Annotated in this window: 13 protein-coding genes; 4 read left to right on the forward strand and 9 right to left on the reverse strand. The window is 73.0% G+C overall.

Going from position 1 to position 17300, the window contains the following annotated elements:
- Positions 1-918: 918 nt before the first annotated feature.
- The gene (gene pyk / locus FRAAL_RS19845) at positions 919-2334 is read right to left on the reverse strand and encodes a pyruvate kinase (protein WP_041939531.1); all 1416 of its coding nucleotides are present in this window, start codon (positions 2332-2334) and stop codon (positions 919-921) included.
- Positions 2335-2605: 271 nt separating this feature from the next.
- Here pyk and FRAAL_RS31940 point away from each other — a divergent pair, with 271 nt between their 5' ends.
- A complete protein-coding gene (locus FRAAL_RS31940; protein WP_011605657.1) occupies positions 2606-2785 on the forward strand; it encodes a hypothetical protein in 180 nt (59 codons plus the stop codon).
- Between the two features lie 74 nt (positions 2786-2859).
- On the opposite strand, the gene FRAAL_RS19850 is transcribed toward FRAAL_RS31940, so the two are convergent.
- The 3 genes from FRAAL_RS19850 to FRAAL_RS19860 form a co-directional block, all read right to left on the reverse strand.
- Positions 2860-4758 (reverse strand): ABC transporter ATP-binding protein, encoded by a 1899-nt coding sequence (locus FRAAL_RS19850; protein ID WP_505474298.1) that lies wholly within the window; start codon positions 4756-4758, stop codon positions 2860-2862.
- Positions 4759-4874: 116 nt separating this feature from the next.
- Positions 4875-5771, reverse strand: coding sequence for an enoyl-CoA hydratase/isomerase family protein (locus FRAAL_RS19855; RefSeq protein WP_011605659.1), 897 nt, complete (start codon positions 5769-5771; stop codon positions 4875-4877).
- Positions 5772-5773: 2 nt separating this feature from the next.
- Entirely contained in the window at positions 5774-5992 is a 219-nt protein-coding gene (locus FRAAL_RS19860) for a helix-turn-helix domain-containing protein (RefSeq protein ID WP_009399485.1), read from the reverse strand.
- 636 nt (positions 5993-6628) lie between these two features.
- Here FRAAL_RS19860 and FRAAL_RS19865 point away from each other — a divergent pair.
- Positions 6629-8221, forward strand: a complete 1593-nt coding sequence (locus FRAAL_RS19865; RefSeq protein WP_011605660.1) for a hypothetical protein — start codon at positions 6629-6631, stop codon at positions 8219-8221.
- 57 nt (positions 8222-8278) lie between these two features.
- Here FRAAL_RS19865 and FRAAL_RS19870 read toward each other — a convergent pair whose 3' ends face one another.
- The 5 genes from FRAAL_RS19870 to FRAAL_RS19890 all read right to left on the reverse strand — a co-directional run bounded on the left by FRAAL_RS19870 (position 8279) and on the right by FRAAL_RS19890 (position 14990).
- On the reverse strand, positions 8279-9241 hold the full coding sequence (locus tag FRAAL_RS19870; RefSeq protein ID WP_011605661.1) for a cation diffusion facilitator family transporter: 963 nt from the start codon (positions 9239-9241) through the stop codon (positions 8279-8281).
- A gap of 178 nt (positions 9242-9419) precedes the next feature.
- Positions 9420-11033, reverse strand: a complete 1614-nt coding sequence (locus FRAAL_RS19875; protein WP_011605662.1) for an ABC-F family ATP-binding cassette domain-containing protein — start codon at positions 11031-11033, stop codon at positions 9420-9422.
- A gap of 312 nt (positions 11034-11345) precedes the next feature.
- A complete protein-coding gene (locus tag FRAAL_RS19880) occupies positions 11346-12191 on the reverse strand; it encodes a transglutaminase family protein (protein ID WP_041940775.1) in 846 nt (281 codons plus the stop codon).
- A 178-nt stretch (positions 12192-12369) separates the two neighbouring features.
- Positions 12370-13317, reverse strand: coding sequence for an alpha-E domain-containing protein (locus FRAAL_RS19885; protein WP_011605664.1), 948 nt, complete (start codon positions 13315-13317; stop codon positions 12370-12372).
- Positions 13311-14990, reverse strand: coding sequence for a circularly permuted type 2 ATP-grasp protein (locus tag FRAAL_RS19890; protein WP_011605665.1), 1680 nt, complete (start codon positions 14988-14990; stop codon positions 13311-13313). The genes FRAAL_RS19885 and FRAAL_RS19890 overlap by 7 nt, the downstream gene beginning before the upstream one ends.
- Positions 14991-15241: 251 nt before the next feature.
- On the opposite strand from FRAAL_RS19890, the gene rfbB reads away from it, so the two are divergent.
- Positions 15242-16246, forward strand: coding sequence for a dTDP-glucose 4,6-dehydratase (gene rfbB / locus FRAAL_RS19895; protein WP_011605667.1), 1005 nt, complete (start codon positions 15242-15244; stop codon positions 16244-16246).
- Positions 16247-16366: 120 nt separating this feature from the next.
- Positions 16367-17296: a hypothetical protein gene (locus FRAAL_RS19900; RefSeq protein WP_011605669.1), complete on the forward strand. Its 930-nt coding sequence runs from the start codon at positions 16367-16369 to the stop codon at positions 17294-17296.
- Positions 17297-17300 lie beyond the last annotated feature (4 nt).

A 17300-nucleotide genomic window follows, 5' to 3' on the forward strand; every position in this document is an offset into this window, starting at 1 on the left:
CCGCGACGGATCGGGACCGGCCGTCTGCCTGGGGCTGTCCAGCGGACCGAGACTGGCCCGCGGACCGGGCCTGCCCAGCGGACTGCGACAGATCAGCCGACCCAGGTTGCCCGGAGGGCCGGGGCTGCCCCCCGGAGGGCCGGGGCTGCCCGGAGGGTCGGGGCTGCCCAGCAGACCGGGGCTGCTCGGTGGACGGCGACCGCCCGGTGGACCGGGACTGCCGGGACTGCTCGGCGGACGGAGACTGCTCTGCGGGCCGGGACTGCTCTGCGGGCCGGGACTGGTCGGCGGGCCGGGACTGGTCGGCGGGCCGGGACTGCGACCCGCGGCCGGGCGGGCTCGGGTCGGCCGCCGGCGTGCCCGCGGGTGCCTGATCGTCCGGCCCGCTCCCCTGCTCGACCATGCAACCACTCCCTGACCATGCGCCCTTGTCCGACTGGCTGCCGCCCGATCCGATCCGGACCCGCGTCGACGGATCCCCCGCGGTCCCGGTCGGCGGGTTGGGACGCGGCCGGCATCATCATGACAGCCGCCAGGCGCCTGTCGGACGGGCACGGCCGATCGCTGAGCAGCGAGGTCGGCGCCCGCGGCCGAGGCGACCGGTGCCTGCGCGGAACTCGATCCGGATACGCGTGGGAGGTCCGGGAATCCCCGACTCCGGCGCCGTGGGTCGGCGCGGGCGCGGGCGCGGACGCCGGGCCCGCCACCGCACCCAGGCGAGGGGTGTGCGGTGGTCCGGGGGCGGCGTCCGCTCGAGGTGGCGGGGCGCCCGACCGTCGGTCGGCGCGGGTGGGGCCCCGCGGCAACCGCCCGCCGGTCAGGCGTCGGGTCACGTCAGGTCGAGGTCAGGTCAGGTGGAGCCGGGTGAAGAACGACACGACACGACGTCGCGTCCTCACGACTGCACGTGTGCGGCCGTCAGACCGCCTCGCCGATGCGGTGGACCCGCATCGTGTTGGTCATTCCGGCGACGCCGGGCGGGGTGCCGGCGACGACGACGACGAGCTCACCGGGCCGGCAGCGGCCGATCTGGAGTAGGGCGGAGTCGACCTGGCGGACCATCTCGTCGGTGCTCTCCGCGAACGGCACGAGGAAGGTCTCCACGCCCCAGAACAGCGCCATCTGGTTGCGCACGGCGGGGATGGGCGTGAAGGCCAGCACCGGGACCTCGCTGCGGTACCGGGCCAGCCGCCGGGCCGTGTCACCGCTGAGGGTGTGGGCGACGAGGTAGCGGGCGCCGACGGCGTGTCCGACGGAGGCGGCCGCCTGGGCGATCGCCCCGCCGAGGGTCCTCGGCTCGGTGCGCAGTGGCGGGATCCGCCCGAGGTCGGCCTCGGCCGTCTCGATGATCCGCGCCATGGTGGACACCGACTCGATCGGATAGGCCCCGACGCTCGTCTCGGCCGAGAGCATGATCGCGTCGGCACCGTCGAGGACCGCGTTCGCGCAGTCACTGGCCTCGGCGCGGGTCGGCCTCGGCGCGCTGACCATGGACTCGAGCACCTGAGTGGCGACGATCACGGGCTTCGCCCGCTCCCGGGCCTGGCCGACGGCCCGCTTCTGCACCAGCGGCACGTCCTCGAGGGGCAGCTCGACGCCGAGGTCGCCGCGGGCGATCATCAGCCCGTCGAAGGCCTCGATGATGCCGTCGAGGGCGGCGACCGCCTGCGGCTTCTCGATCTTGGCATGGACCGGGACGCGGGTGCCGACCTCATCCATGATCGCGTGCACCGACTTGACGTCGGCAGCGCTGCGCACGAAGGACAGCGCGATCATGTCGACACCGAGTTCGAGGGCGTAGCGCAGGTCGTCGGCATCCTTCTCGCTCAGCGCCGGCACGGTGAGCGCAGCCCCGGGGATGTTCATCCCCTTGTGGTCGCTGACCGGGCCGCCGATGACGACGGTGGTGTGGACGTCGGTGTCGGTGACGCCGTCGATCTGCAGGACGAGGCGGCCGTCGTCCACGAGGATGCGGTCTCCGGCGGAGACGTCGGCGGGCAGGCCCGAGTACGTGGTGCCGACCTGGTGCTGGTCGCCGGGCACGTCCCGGATGGTGACGGTGAACCGCTGGCCCGGCAGCAGGGTGACGCCACCGTCGGCGAAGGTGCCGAGGCGGATCTTCGGGCCCTGCAGGTCGGCGAGGATGCCGACGCTGCGCTCGGCGGCCTCGGCCGCCTCCCGCACCCGGGCGTAGGTGACGGCGTGCTGTTCGTGTGTTCCGTGGGAGAAGTTTAGGCGGGCAATGTCCATTCCGGCGTCGACGAGGGCCCGGACCTTCTCTGGCGAGCTGGTGGCCGGGCCGAGGGTACAAACAATCTTGGCTCTACGTGGCACAGACAAAGCCTAAGTACTGATCGTCGGTCATTGCACACGGGGGCCGCCGAGAGACGCGCGTCGCGCACCCGGCAGTAGTCAGATCAGGTCGATCAGGTACATGCTGCGCGTGGTCGCTCGGCGGCGTACCGTCCGACTCGTCCCCCGCGCCACCCCCGTCCGTCGGCGCGCGTGATACGGGAAAGACGGCAAGGGTGCCGACGTTCCTGGGAGCCGCTCCACCCGGACGCGGAAGTCGGTATGACACGGTCGAGCACCCCCGGAGTCGGGCATGAATCGAAATCCCGCTATTCACCGTCAGCCGTCCGGCGACATCGACATCGCCGTGGTCGACGTCACCACCGCACCCGACCCCGGTCCCGCCGCCGCGGCTCCGCGTCCCGGGTCCGCACCCGCGCAGTCCACCGCGCTCGCCCCGGCACCGCCACGTTCGGTGGAACCCGGTACCTGACCGAACGGGTTACCCCGCCGCCTCCCCCGGCCGAGGGCGCCCGGGTCCGCGGCGCGGCCCGGCCCCGGTCCGGCTCAGGCCGGGACCGCGGCCGCGGAGTCGGCGGAGTCGGCGGAGTCGGCGGACTGTGCCGGCTCCGCGGCGGGGCGGAACTGGGTCCGGTACAGCTCGGCGTACAGGCCGCCGCGCGCCAGCAACTCGTCGTGGGTGCCGCTCTGCACGATGCGACCGCCGTCGACGACGAGGATGCGGTCGGCCTCCCGCACCGTGGACAGTCGGTGCGCGATCACCAGCGAGGTCCGCCCGGCCAACGCTGCGCCCAGCGCCTGTTGCACCGCGGCCTCGGACTCGCTGTCGAGATGCGCGGTCGCCTCGTCCAGCACGACGATGCCCGGCGCGCGCAGCAGCAGCCGGGCGATCGCGAGCCGCTGCTTCTCCCCGCCGGACAGCCGGTGCCCGCGGTCGCCGACGACGGTCTCCAGCCCGTCCGGCAGCGCGCGCACCAGTTCCCCGATCCGGGCGGCGTCCAGCGCGGACCACATCTGCTCGTCGGTGGCGTCCGGCCGGGCGAAGGCCAGGTTGGCCCGCACCGTGTCGTGGAACAGGTGGGAGTCCTGGGTGACCACGCCGACCGCGGCGCGCAGTGACTGCAGGCTCAGGTCTCGCACGTCGTGCCCGCCGACCCGGACCGCGCCGGACCGGACGTCGTACATCCGCGGGATCAGCTGACTGATCGTCGTCTTGCCGGCACCGGACGGTCCGACCAGCGCGATCATCTGGCCGGGATCCGCCCGGAAGGTGATGTCGTGCAGCACCGGCGCGGGGATCCTGGTGTCGAGAACCGCGACGGATTCCAGGGAGGCCAGGGAAACCTCGTCCGCGGCGGGGTACCGGAATCCGACGTGGTCGAACTCCACGGCCGCCGCCTCCGCCGGCAGCTCGACGGCATCGGGCCGGTCGACGATCGCCGGTTCGAGGTCGAGAACCTCGAAGACCCGCTCGAACGACACGAGTGCGGTCATGACGTCGACGTGCACGTTCGACAACTGGGTGAGCGGCCCGTAGAGCCGGCCGAGATACGCGGTGAGCGCGACCAGGGTGCCGACCTCGAGATCTCCCCGGGCCGCGAGCCGACCGCCGAAGCCGTAGACGATCGCGGTCGCCAGCGAGGCGACGAGGCTGAGCGAGACGAAGAATATTCGGCCGTACATGGCCTGGGTGACCCCGATGTCGCGTACCTGCCGGGCCCGGCCGCGGAAGTTGACCTCCTCGCGTTCCGGGGACCCGTAGAGCTGGGCCAGCATCGCGCCCGAAACGTTGAATCGTTCGGTCATGGTGTTGTGCATGTCCGCGTTCAGCCCGTACCGTTCCCGGGTCAGCCGGGCGAGCCGCGGCGCGAACGCACGAGCGGGAAAAATGAAAACCGGTAGTAACACCAGTGACACAACAGTGATCTGCCATGACAGTACGAGCATCGCGGCGAGCACGAACCCGACCGAGAGCACATTCGACAGCACTGCGGACAGCGTGTTGGTGAACGCCGACTGCGCGCCGAGCACGTCGTTGTTCAACCGGCTGGTGAGCGCCCCGGTCTGGGTACGGGTGAAGAACGCCAGCGGTTGGCGTTGCACGTGCCGGAAGATCTGGCTGCGCATCTCGTAGATCAGGCCTTCGCCGATACGGGCCGAGAACCAGCGCTGGGCGAGGGACAGGCCGGCGTCGAGGACGGCCAGGGCGGCGACGATCGCCGCCAGCACCTCGACGTAGCCCACCCGGTGACGCTCGATCCCGCCGTCGATGATCTCCTTGAGGATCAGTGGGACGACCGCGCCGAGCGCGGCACTGACCGCGATGAGGAGAAGAAACCAGCCAAGCTGGCCACGCCAGGGCCGGGCGAAGGCCGCGATGCGACGCAGCGTCCCCGGCCGCACCGAGGTCCTCGCCGCCGATCGGTCCCGGGTGACCGATCGCATGAAGGCCCCGCTGTCCGAACCCGGCCGCATTCCGCCTCCCACCCCCGTTGCTTGCACTGTAATCATGTAAGCAAGGCGCGGGTCGGAGTCATTCCCGCCGGAGGGACGACGGCCTGTCAGCCCGCCGCGACGCCCCCCGAGGCGTCCAGCAGGTCGACGAGCGTGCGCGCCCACGCCTCACCCTCGGCGTCAGGAAGATCGCGATGGTCGGCACCGGCACCGGCACCGGCCGAAGCCGCGGCCCGCGTCGGGCCCGCCGCTCGCGTCGAAACCACCGGCGGGCCGGCCGGGCGGGCGCCGCGCAGGAGCGCCTTGACCTCGGCGGCGACGGCACGGGATGCGGCGAGCAGGCCCGCGACCACCGTGTCGACCTCGTCGTCCAGACGCGGGCCGGGTACCAGCCGCTGGGCCAGCCCGAGCCGGGCGGCCTCGGCCGCGCCAAGCGGGCGCCCGCCGGTCAGGCACAGGTCGAGGGCACGAGACCAGCCCACGATGTCGGCCAGGCGGGTCAGCGCACCCGCCGCGGGCAGCAGGCCACCGTGCGCCCAGACCGGGCGCAGTCCCGCGTCAGCGGCGAAGATCCGCAGGTCGCAGGCGACGGCGAGAGCGGTGCCCACGTCCCCGGTGACCTCCGCGACCGCGGCGATGCTGATGAGGTCGGCGCGCATGGTCAGCCGATCGAGCGCCGCCCGCCAGACCCGGTACCCCTCGATCAGGGCGGCCGGATCCGCGTGCGCGGGCGACGAGGGAAAGGACAATGAGAACGGTGCGTAGCCGGCCGCGCCCGGTGAAAGCACCGGGGTGCCGGCGCCCGAGGAGGCCTGACCGCCCACGCGCAGGACGACGACCCGGACGTCGCCGCCCATGCGCCGCTGGGCGTCGTCAAGGGCGGAACCGAGGCCCCCCAGGGACCCGGGATCTCCGGGTCCGGACAGCCGGATGGTCGCGACCGGTCCGACGACCTCCACCCGCAGTCCGGCCGCCGCCGATTCGGCGGCGGCCGGCACCGCCATGATCAGGCGCTCTTCTTCTTGGTGCCCCGGGTCGCACCGCCACGGCCACGCAGGGTCGTGCCGGACTCCGACAGGATCCGGTGGACGAAACCGTACGAACGGCCAGAGGACTCGGCGAGCAGACGGATGCTCTGCCCACCTTCGTACTTCTTCCGAAGTTCGGCAGCGAGCTTGTCCCGCTCGGCGCCGGTGATCCGGGTTCCTTTCCTAAGCTCGGCCAACGTGGCCCCCTCCGTGTTCGATGATCTGCGAACCGATCTTCACTCAGCTCGAGTGAACGCGCCACTCGAAGCAGATGTGATCCATCACACGCGGCGCGCCGGTGCGTGACCGTGCCCTCGCGCTTCCATCTCCACGCCGACGCCAGCGCCGACATAGCCCGGGTCGCACCCGCCCGCAGGCACGCTGGGTGTCCACGGCCGACCATGCACGGTGACCAGTGTCCCCAATCCCCTGCGCACGGCCTAACAACGGCAACGGCGCGTCGCCACGAACATCGTCACCCGCATGATCGGCGATCTTCCCTCAACGCAATACCGCAGGTACAACCAACAGTCGATCACTGTACCTAGCGCGTCGACGGACCGCGAACGCCGCAGATCAAACCGACTGATTACTCACACCCCGCGGCGGCCCGTACGCGGCCGAGGCCGGCCGCCAGACCGCCGCCGCGCGGTGCCCGCCGCCCCGCGACGACGGCCCGAGTGTGGGTTCGCGCACCCGGGACCCGCGCGCCGATCGGCCCTGGACCGCCGCCGGCGGGAGACTCGTTACCGTGCAGGGGTGGCCCGTGAAGTGGTGATCGCCGGTTCGGCGCCGGGTACGTCCCGGCACGCGGCGACCGGTGAGGCGAGGCCGTGAGCGTCACCGGCAGTGCGTCGGAGCGGACGGGCGTCCCGGCGGCCGCGCGCGGATCGGCGGACCGGCGGGCCGGCGCGCGCACCACGGCGCTCGGGCCGGCGGTGCGCGCGGAACTCGCCGAGGCCGGGATCTGGCTGGTCCTGGTCGCGTTCGGGCTCGCCGGCACCGCCGTGCTGGCAGGCACCGACGTCGATCTCGGCCTGACGAGCCCCCCGTGGCACGACGGCTGGCAGCCGCGGCTGGACCCCGTCGTCGTCGTCCCGCTCGCGGTCGCCGCAGTCATGATCGCGGTCACGGCCTGGTGGGCGTCGACGATCCGGCCCGGCGGCGCCACACAGCCCGACAGCACCACACAGCCCGACAGCACCACACAGCCCGGCGGCACCCAGCCCGCCGACCCCGTCATGGGAACCGCCACCACCCCGACCGACACCACTCCGACCGCCGCGCCACCGGTCACCACCCGCGCAGCCCCGGCCGCGCGGTCGGTGGCGTTCCGACTGCCCTGGAGCACTCTGCTGCTGCTGGGCTATGTGGGCTCGTTGGCGTGGAGCCTCGCGCTTGCCCTGGTCGCCCCCGGGGATCTCGCCGCCGGTCTGCGCGCACCGGCGGACCTGCTCGAGGCGGCCGGCGCGGTCGGCGACGACCCGCGCGGCCTGCTCGCCGCCTACACGACGACGACGCCACACGCGGCCGCCGGCGCGGTCGCCGTGCTGCCGGCGCACCCGCCGGGGCCGGTGCTCGCCACCTGGCTGCTCACCCGGGCGGGGTTGCACGGCGCCGTGACGATCGGCGTGCTGTTCACCGCGCTCGGCGCGCTGACCGTCCCGGTGGTGTGCGTCGCCGTGCGCTCGCTGTGCCACGAGACCGCGGCCCGCCGCCTGGTTCCCGTCCTCGTCCTGGCGCCGTGGAGCGGATGGATGGCGGCCTCCCCGGACGCCGTCACCGCCACGCTCGCCGCGCTGGCAGTCGCCGTCGGCGTGGTCGGCTGCGAGCCGGCGCGCCGGTCGGTCTGGTGGGCGCTGGCGAGCGGACTGCTGCTGGGTCTGGCGGCGCTGTTCGGCTACGCCCCGGTGTGGCTGGGGGTCGCGGTCGCAGCCGCCTACTTCGTTCGGCGCCGGCCGCTGCTCAACGTCATCACCGGGCTCGGCGCGCTGCTGCCACTGTGGCTGTTCTACGCCTGGGGCTTCTCCTGGCCGGACGGGCTGACCCTGGCCAGCGCGCCGCGGCCGTCGGCCGGAGCCGCGCTGGCCTGGCTCTTCCTGGACCTGACCGTGCTGGTTCTCGCCACCGGTCCCGTCGCCGTCCGCGCCGCGCGCCGGCTACGCCTGACGCCGGGCTGGCCGTTCCTGGTCGGCGCCACGGCCACCGTGCTGTTCGCGGTGCCGCTGGGCCTCGCCGAGGGCGGGGCGGAACGGAGCTGGCTGCCGGTGTTTCCCTGGCTGCTGGTCGCGGCGGTGGCACCCCGGCCCCGACCGGCCCGGCCGGGCGACCGGTTGCAGGCCGGCAGCCTGCCGGTCATCCTCGTGTCGCTGGGTGCGATCGGGGCCCTCGCCCTGCGACTCTGCCTCGGCGGCCCCCAGGCCTGACCCGCGCCCGCCGACGGCCGCGACCGGCTCCGAGCCCGACGGCGCCGGCGGACGGCGTCAGGCAGGTGCGGAGGTCGCCTCGGTGCCGCTCGCGGCCGGTCGGGGCAGCGCGTCGCGGGGGATGTCCGGCTCCAGGAAGATCCGCATCGGGACCGTCAGGGACGCCCGCAGCGCCTCCTCGGCGCCGTCGATGGTCGCGGCGACCTCCCGCATCGTCGCCGTCGGCGCAATCCCGATCTTGGCGGCGACGAGCAACTCGTCCGGGCCCAGGTGCAGGGTCCGCAGGTGGATGACCTTCGTCACCCCGGGTGCGGCGGCGAGCGTGCCGCGGATCGTCGCGACGGCCTGCGGGGTCGCGGCCTCCCCGACAAGCATGCCGTACGCCTCGGTCGCGACGAGCACCGCGACGACGAGCAGCAGGATGCCGATGGCCAGGGTGCCGGCGCCGTCCCAGATGGGATCGTCGAGCAGCAGGGTCAGCCCGACGCCGAGCAGAGCGAAGATCAGCCCCAGCTCGGCGGCGAGGTCCTCGAGCAGGACGATCGGCAGCTCCGGGGCGCGCGCCTCCCGGATGAACTGCCACCAGGAGCGGTCTCCTCTGGTCTTGCTCGACTCGCGGACCGCGGTGGACAGCGAGTAGGACTCGAGCCCGACGGCGATCACCAGGATGACGACGGCGATGAGGCCGCTTTCCAGCTCGTGCGGATGGCGCAGCTTCTCGACTCCCTCGTAGACGGAGAACAGCCCGCCGACGCTGAACAGCACGATGGCGACGAGGAAGGCGGCGATGTACCGCGCGCGGCCGTACCCGAAGGGGTGCTCCTCGTCCGGCGGGCTGGCCGACTTGCGCTGGCCGAGCAGCAGCAGACCCTGGTTGCCGGAGTCGGCGACCGAGTGAATGGATTCGGCGAGCATCGACGACGACTGCGTGAGCAGGAACGCCACGAACTTCGTCACCGCGATGCCCAGATTGGCGGCCAGCGCCGCCAGAACCGCCTTGGTGCCGCCCTGCGTACTCACAAAGACTCTCCACTTCGGGTCAGGCCGGTGTCCCCTCCGACCTGACGTCCCAGTCTGGCAAGTCCGACCCGCCGGCCGTGCGGCGGGTGCGCGCGGGCCCGGTGGCGCGGACGCCCCGACCTCGCGGCCGCCCGGACGCCGCGACCGGCCGCCCGGCGGGCATCACGCCAGGGTGACCTCACGCCAGGGTGATGAGCTCCATCAGATCGGGTGACCAGTTGTCCTCGACGCCGTCGGGCAGCATCAGCACCTTCTGCGGATCGAGCGCCTCGACCGCGCCCGGGTCGTGCGTGACGAGCACCACGGAGCCCTTGTAGGTGGTCAGCGCGGCGAGCACCTCGTCCCGGGAGGCGGGGTCGAGGTTGTTCGTCGGCTCGTCGAGCAGCAGCACGTTCGCCGAGCTGCACACCAGGCCGGCCAACGCCAGGCGGGTCTTCTCGCCGCCGGAGAGCGTCTGCGCGCGCTGCTCGACGGTGTCACCGCTGAACAGGAACGCGCCGAGGATGCGCCGCAGCTCCACGTCGGAGGTGCCCGGTGCGGCGGCCCGCATGTTGTCGAGCACGGAGCGGTCGGTGTCCAGCGTCTCGTGCTCCTGCGCGTAGTAACCCAGCCGCAGGCCGTGCCCCGGATGCACCTCGCCGGTGTCGGCGCGCTCCTGACCGGCGAGGATGCGCAGCAACGTCGTCTTGCCGGCGCCGTTGAGCCCGAGGACGACCACCCTCGACCCCCGGTCGATCGCCAGGTCGACGTCGGTGAACACCTCCAGCGAACCGTAGGACTTCGACAGGCCGCTGGCGGTCAACGGGGTGCGCCCGCAGGGTGCCGGGTCCGGGAAGCGCAGCTTCGCCACCCGGTCGGCGACGCGGACGTCGGCGAGGCCGGCGGCCAGCCGCTCGGCGCGGCGGTCCATCTGGTGGGCGGCGCGGGCCTTGGTCGCCTTCGCCCGCATCTTGTCGGCCTGCGCCTTCAGCGAGTCGATCTTCTTCTCGGCGTTGGCGCGTTCCCGCTTACGGCGCCGCTCGTCGAGCTCCCGCTGGTTGAGGTAGGTCTTCCAGTTGACGTTGTAGACGTCGAGGGCGGCGCGGTTGGCGTCGAGGTGGAAGACCTTGTTGACGCACCGGTCGAGCAGGTCGACGTCGTGGCTGACGACGACGAGGCCGCCGTTGTGCGCACGCAGGAAGTCACGCAGCCAGACGATGGAGTCGGCGTCGAGGTGGTTCGTCGGCTCGTCGAGCAGCAGCGTCGCATCCGAGCTGCCGGACCCGGCGAACAGGATCCGGGCCAGCTCGACCCGGCGGCGCTGCCCGCCGGAGAGCGTGCCGATGGGCTGGGCGAGCACCCGGTCGGCCAGGCCCAGCGACGAGCAGATCCGCGCCGCCTCCGCCTCGGCGGCGTACCCGCCGAGGGTGCCGAAGCGCTCCTCCAGGCTGCCGTAGCGGCGAATCGCCGCGTCCCGCGCCTTCGCGTCGACCAGCTCGGCCATCTCCAGCTGCAGCTTCTCCATCTCGCGCAGCAGCACGTCGAGGCCGCGGGCGGACAACACCCGGTCGCGGGCGGTGTCGGTCGGGTCGCCGGCGCGCGGGTCCTGCGGGAGGTAGCCCAGCTCCCCGCGGACGTCGACGCCGCCGGCGAACGGAATGCCCTCCCGCGCCAGCACCTTCAGCAGCGTCGTCTTACCCGCGCCGTTGCGCCCGACCAGACCGATCCGGTCGCCCTGCTGCACCCGGAAGGAGACGGGCTCGATCAGGGTGCGGGCTCCGGCGCGCAGTTCGAGCTCGGACACGATGATCATTGAGGTTGGGCCTCTTTCGGGGGCGACGCCGTGGTGACGTCAGACGGCTACGGACGGCGGTGGAAACGCCACCGGGGCGGGACATCATCCGATCACGACACGGCGATGCGCATGCCGTCCAGACTACGGTGCCGTTCCTGCGGGGCGACGTCCCCACGTGGCGACGTCCTCACGCCCCGACGCCCCGCACGCCCTGACGCCCCGCACACCCCGACGCCCCGCACACCACGACGCCTCCCCACCGCGACGTCTCCCCACCGCGACGCCCTCGGGCCGCGACACCCTCGGGCCGCGGGGTCGCCGCCGGCGGGGTCAGGCCAGGCGGGTCACGGCGACGGTGACACCGAGGGAGGTCGAGGTGCCGCCGGAGAAGACGCCGCGCACGGGCGGGACGTCGTTGTAGTCGCGACCGCGGGCGACGACCACGTGCTGCTCGCCGGCGGGGACCGCGTTGGTCGGGTCGAAGCCCCACCACCGGCCGAGCCAGCCCTCCACCCAGGCGTGCGACTGCCCCTCGACGGTCTCGCCGACCTCCGCCGTGGCGGAGGGGTGCTGGTAGCCGGAGACGTAGCGCGCCGGCATGCCCGCCGCCCGCATCAGGACCAGGGCGAGGTGCGCGAAGTCCTGGCAGACGCCCTCGCCGCGGCGCCACGCCTCCACCGCGGAGGTGTGCACACCGGTGGTGCCGGTCCGGTAGGCGAGCCGCTCGCGGACCCAGTCGCCGACGGCGGGGATGAACTCCCGCGGCCCGTGGCGGGCGGCCAGGTCGCGGGCGGCGGCGGCGAGCTCGGGGTGCTCCGGGGTGGACGCCGAGGGGCGCAGGTACTCGACGAACTCGTCCGCGACCGGGTCGGCGCCCAGCCGCTCCCAGGTGGGGACGTCGGTCGGGGGGTGCGGTGCCGCGGCGGTCTGCACGATCGACCGGCCGGTGACGACGAGCTCGGTGTGGGGGGTGTGCAGGTCGAACGCGGTGACCTGGGTGCCCCAGTAGTCCCAGTAGCGGTAGGTGGTCGCCGCCGGTTCGGTGCGGACCGTGGCCTCCAGCGTGAGCTGGGACGCGGCGGTCTGCGGGATGATCCTGACCTCGTTGTAGGAGGACAGCACGGGGCTGGCGTAGCGGTAGCCCGTCGAGTGCTCGATGCGGATCTGCCAGCTCACCAGGAGTCCCCTCGGGTGGGTCGGGTGGGCCGGGTCGGGCCCATCGAGCGGGTCGGGCTCGCCGGCCGCCCCCGGCGCGGCGCCGGGGCCCGCCGCGTCCACCGGGCCGCGCCGTCGCCCCTGGCCGGGCGGACCACCCGGGTGGGACTGGCCGGGCGGGTCAGCCGCGACGGCCGGTTCACGCCGGCACCTCCATCGCCCAGGACCGCGGCGCCTCCCGGGCGAAGTAGCGGGCCGTCACCTCGGCGCTGACCGACGAGCAGGTGCTCTGCAGGGAGGCGAGCAGGTCCGGCATGTTCTCCACGAGTTCGGCGACGCTGTGGAACTCCAGCTCCGTGCGGGTCCGCCCGACGGTGCGCCGGGCGGCGTCGTCCACGGTGGACCGGGGTCGGCCGCGGCCCCCGTCGAGTTCGGCGAGGATGTCCTCGGCCAGCGCCAGCGACCAGTACACCGAGCGCGGGAACAGCCGGTCGAGCAGCAGGAACTCGGCGACCCGGGCGGCGTCGACGGCGCGCCGGTAGGTCCGCAGGTACGCCTCGTGCGCGCCGCAGGAGCGCAGCAGGCTGATCCAGCTCTGCGAGTGCGGGTCGTCGCTGATGCTCGACGACAGCAGCCGGGAGGTCATGTCGACGCGTTCCAGGCTGCGGCCGAGCACCAGGAACCGCCAGCCGTCGTCGCGGGCGAGGGTGGCGTCGACGAGCCCGGCGAGCATCGCGGTGCGCTCGCGGACGTAGCGGAAGAACACGTGCGGGCCGAGCCGGCGGGCCAGCTCCTCGGTGTGCGGCAGGTCGTTCCAGGTGGCGTTGAGGCATTCCCAGACGTCGCTGGAGACGACCACGCGCGCGCTGCGGGCGTTCTCCCGGGCCGCCGAGAGCGCCCCGGTGATGCTGAACGGCCGCGCCGGGTCGTAGGCGAGGGTCTCGGTCACCGTGCGGGAGTCGACCTGCTGGTGGAAGGTCGCGGGCTGGCCCATGACGGCGAGCAGCTCGCGGCCGGCGGAACCCGCGTCGAGCCAGGGGTCCTCCAGCACCCGGTGGACGTGTACGTCGAGGATGCGGGCGGTGGACTCGGCCCGCTCCACGTAGCGGCCGATCCAGAACAGCGACTCGGCGATCCGGCTCAGCATCCCGAGCTCCCGGCGGTCACAGCAGTCGCGGCGGTCACGGCGGTCGCAGCGGTCACGGCGGTCGCAGCGGCACCGGCGATCCCGGCGGCGGCCGCGGGGCCGGCCTGGTTCTGCTGTTGTTGCTGCTGCTGCTGGTCGGAGGAGACCGGACCGTGGTCCGGGCCGCTGGCGGGGCGGGCGGCGGCACCGGGTGGGCGGGCCATCGGCAGCGCCGGTTCTCGCGGGTTGCGCTCGGCGGCGAGCACCCAGGTGTCCTTGGAGCCGCCGCCCTGGCTGGAGTTGACGACCAGGCTGCCCCGCGGCAGCGCGACCCGCGTCAGCCCGCCGGGCAGCACCCACACCTTGGTGCCGTCGTTGACGGCGAACGGGCGCAGGTCCACGTGCCGGGGGCCGAGGCGGTCGTCGGTCAGCGTCGGCGACGTCGAGAGCTTGACGACCCGCTGGGCGATCCAGCCGCGGGGGTCCTCGCTGACCCGCACCCGCAGCTCGGCGAGTTCGGCGTCGCTCGCCTGGGGCCCGATGACGATGCCCTTGCCACCGGAACCGTCGACCGGCTTGACGACGAGGGTGTCCAGGTGGTCGAGGACGTGGGCCCGCTGGTCGGGGTCCTCCAGCCGGTAGGTGTCGACGTTCGGCAGGATCGGCTCCTCGCCGAGGTAGTACCGGATGAGCTCGGGGACGTAGGTGTACATCAGCTTGTCGTCGGCGACCCCGTTGCCGACCGCGTTGGCGATCGTCACGTGCCCGCCGCGGGCGGCGTTGACCAGGCCGGCGCAGCCGACCATCGACTCCGGCCGGAAGTGCAGCGGGTCGAGCCAGTCGTCGTCCACCCGGCGGTAGACGACGTGCACCGGCTGCTCGCCCTCGGTGGTCCGCATGGTGACCTTGTTGTCGCGCACCGTCAGGTCGCGGCCCTCGACCAGCTCCACGCCCATCTGTCGGGCCAGCAGCGCGTGCTCGAAGTAGGCGGAGTTGTAGACGCCCGGGGTGAGCACGACCACCGTCGGGTCGGCGACCTCCGGCGGGGCGGCGGCACGCAGCGCGTGCAGCAGGTGGGTCGCGTAGTCGGCGACCGGGCGCACCCGGTGGGTGGCGAACAGCTCCGGGAAGACCCGGGTCATCGCCCGGCGGTTCTCGATCACGTAGCTGACCCCCGACGGCACCCGGACGTTGTCCTCCAGGACGCGGAAGCCGCCCTGCTCGTCGCGGATGAGGTCGATCCCGGACACGTGCGCCCGCACCCCGTTCGGCGGGTCGATGCCGTGGGCCGCGCGGTGGAAGTGGGCGCTGGTCAGCACGAGCCGGCGCGGCACGATGCCGTCGGCGAGCACCTCGGCCGGCCCGTAGACGTCCGCCAGGAACGCCTCCAGCGCCTGGACGCGCTGGGTGACGCCGCGCTCGATGACGTCCCACTCGTCGCCGTCGAGCAGCCGCGGCACGAGGTCCAGGGGAAACGGCCGCTCCTCACCGAAGAGGTTGAAGGTGATGCCCGCGTCCCGGAACGCCCGGTCCAGGGCGACCTTGCGGGCCGCGAGATCTGCGCTGCTGAGGGGTTGCAACGCGTCATAGAGGGCGGCGTACACGTCCCGGGGGGTGTTCGAGGCCTCGAACACCTCGTCCCAGGCCGCCGTGGCCGCCGCTTCCGCCGGATAACCCTCGAACAGGTCCGCCACAGGCCGGAGCGTAATTTGCGCGTGTTACCACGACATGACGTCACGGACCTGGACGGGGACGTTCACCGTCACCGGATGGTGCGGGCGGGGACCCCCGGCCCTCCCGGCCCTCCCGGCCAACCCGGCGCGGACCGCCGCGGCGCGTACCAGGCAGACTTGAGTCCGCTCGGCCCGGGCCGCGAGACCATGGCCGCCGACCGCCCATCCCACCGCGTGCGCCGAAGCACGCGGGCCGACCGAAAGGCCGAACGATGTCGACGCTGCTGGTGACCGGAGCCGCCGGGTTCATCGGGTCGAACTTCGTCCGCTACTGGCGCGAGCGGCACCCCGCGGACGCCGTCGTGGCGCTCGACGCCCTGACCTACGCGGGCTGCCGGGAGAACCTCGACGACCTCGCCGAGCGCATCACCTTCGTCCACGGCGACATCCGCGACCGCGAGCTCATCGAGTCCACACTGCGCGAGCACACCGTCGACGTGATCGTGAACTTCGCCGCCGAGTCGCACAACAGCCTGGCGATCATCCGACCGGGCGACTTCTTCTCGACGAACGTGACGGGCACGCAGACGCTGCTGGAGGCGGCCCGCACGGTCGGGGTCGCCCGCTTCCACCAGATCTCCACCTGCGAGGTCTACGGGGACATGGACCTCAACGACCCGGGGGCCTTCACCGAGGACGCCCCCTACCTGCCGCGCACCCCGTACAACGCGGCGAAGGCCGGCGGCGACCACGCCGTGCGCGCCTACGGCTACACCTACGACCTGCCGGTCACGATCACCAACTGCTCGAACAACTACGGGCCGTACCAGTTCCCGGAGAAGGTCATCCCGCTGTTCGTGACCCGCGCGCTACAGGGCGAGCAGCTCCCCCTGTACGCCTCGACGACGAACCGGCGCGAGTGGCTGCACGTGATGGACCACTGCCGGGCGATCGACGCCGTGCTCGACCGCGGCCGCGTCGGCGAGACCTACCACGTCGGCTCCGGGGTCGAGGCCGACATCGAGACCATCGCCGACACCGTCCTCGCCGAGCTCGGCCTGCCGGCGTCACTGAAGACGATCGTGCCCGACCGGCCCTCCCACGACCGCCGCTACCTGCTGGACTCCACCAAGCTGCGCACGGAGCTCGGCTGGTCGCCGCTGATCGACTTCAGCGAGGGGATGCGCTCCACGATCGCCTGGTACAAGGAGAACGAGGCCTGGTGGCGCCCCCTGCTGGGCCGCTCCCCCGTGTCCGAGACCGCCTGGCAGCGCTGACCACCCATGCGGGCCGGCAGCGTCACCGCCGGCACACGTACCGCCAGCACACCCCGGGTGACGTGGTCTGCGGTGACGTGACGCGCCAGATCTGTCACACCTGCCTGGCATGGTGGCGGCATGCCCACTTCCGCCCACGAGTTACCGCTTGAGCTCCTCCGGCTCGATCCCGCCCTGCCCGACTGGGTCCAGACGGAGCTGCTCGGCGGTGCGGACGCGCCCGCGTTCGACCACGCCCGGCTGCACGACCCCCATGTGCGGCCGCAGACCTTTCTCGCCGACGCGATGGTGCTGTACTGCGACGCGGAGGACATCCCGGTACGGGGCACCGTCTACGAGGTTCAGCGCGGCCGTGACGCGCGCAAGCTGGGGTCGTGGAAGCTGTATGTCGGTCATCTGGAGACCGAGTTCCGGGTGACGGCCTCCCTGGTGGTGTTCGTGCCGGATCCGGCGGTCGCCCGCTGGTACCGCGACCAGATCGCCGCGGACACCCACAGCGGGGCGCGGCTGTCTCCGCGGATGTTCACCGCCGACGACGTTCCGCTGCTCCCGGACGTCGAGCAGGCGACGGCGCGGCCGGCGTCCGCGCTGTTTGCGGCGACGTGCCACCTTGACGACGCCGACATCGACGTGATGTTCCCGGCGCTGCTCGCGGCGCTGGACGCGCTGGAACCCGAGAAAAAGATCTTCTACGATGATGTGACCGTGGGTCGGCTGCCTCAGGCGGCCCGCGACCGATGGGAGGCTTTCCTCATGACGACTGCCGTCGGACGGCGCTACCACTACGAACGCTACAACGAGATCGACGCACGCGGAGAAGCCCGCGGAGAAGCCCGCGGGGAGGCTCGCGGAGAAGCCCGCGGGGAGGCTCGCGGCGAGGCGAAGGCGGTGCTGCTCGTGCTGGACAGCCGCGGGGTCCCCGTGCCCGAGGCGGTTCGTCGGCGGATCCTGGAGTGCGTCGACATCGACCTGCTGGATCTGTGGCTGCGGCGCGCAGCCACGGCGGACGACGTCGACGACGTCATCCGCGGCCACACCGGCCAGGCCTGAGGGG

Origin of the sequence: Frankia alni ACN14a, from assembly GCF_000058485.1 — a bacterium.
Taxonomy (GTDB): domain Bacteria; phylum Actinomycetota; class Actinomycetes; order Frankiales; family Frankiaceae; genus Frankia; species Frankia alni.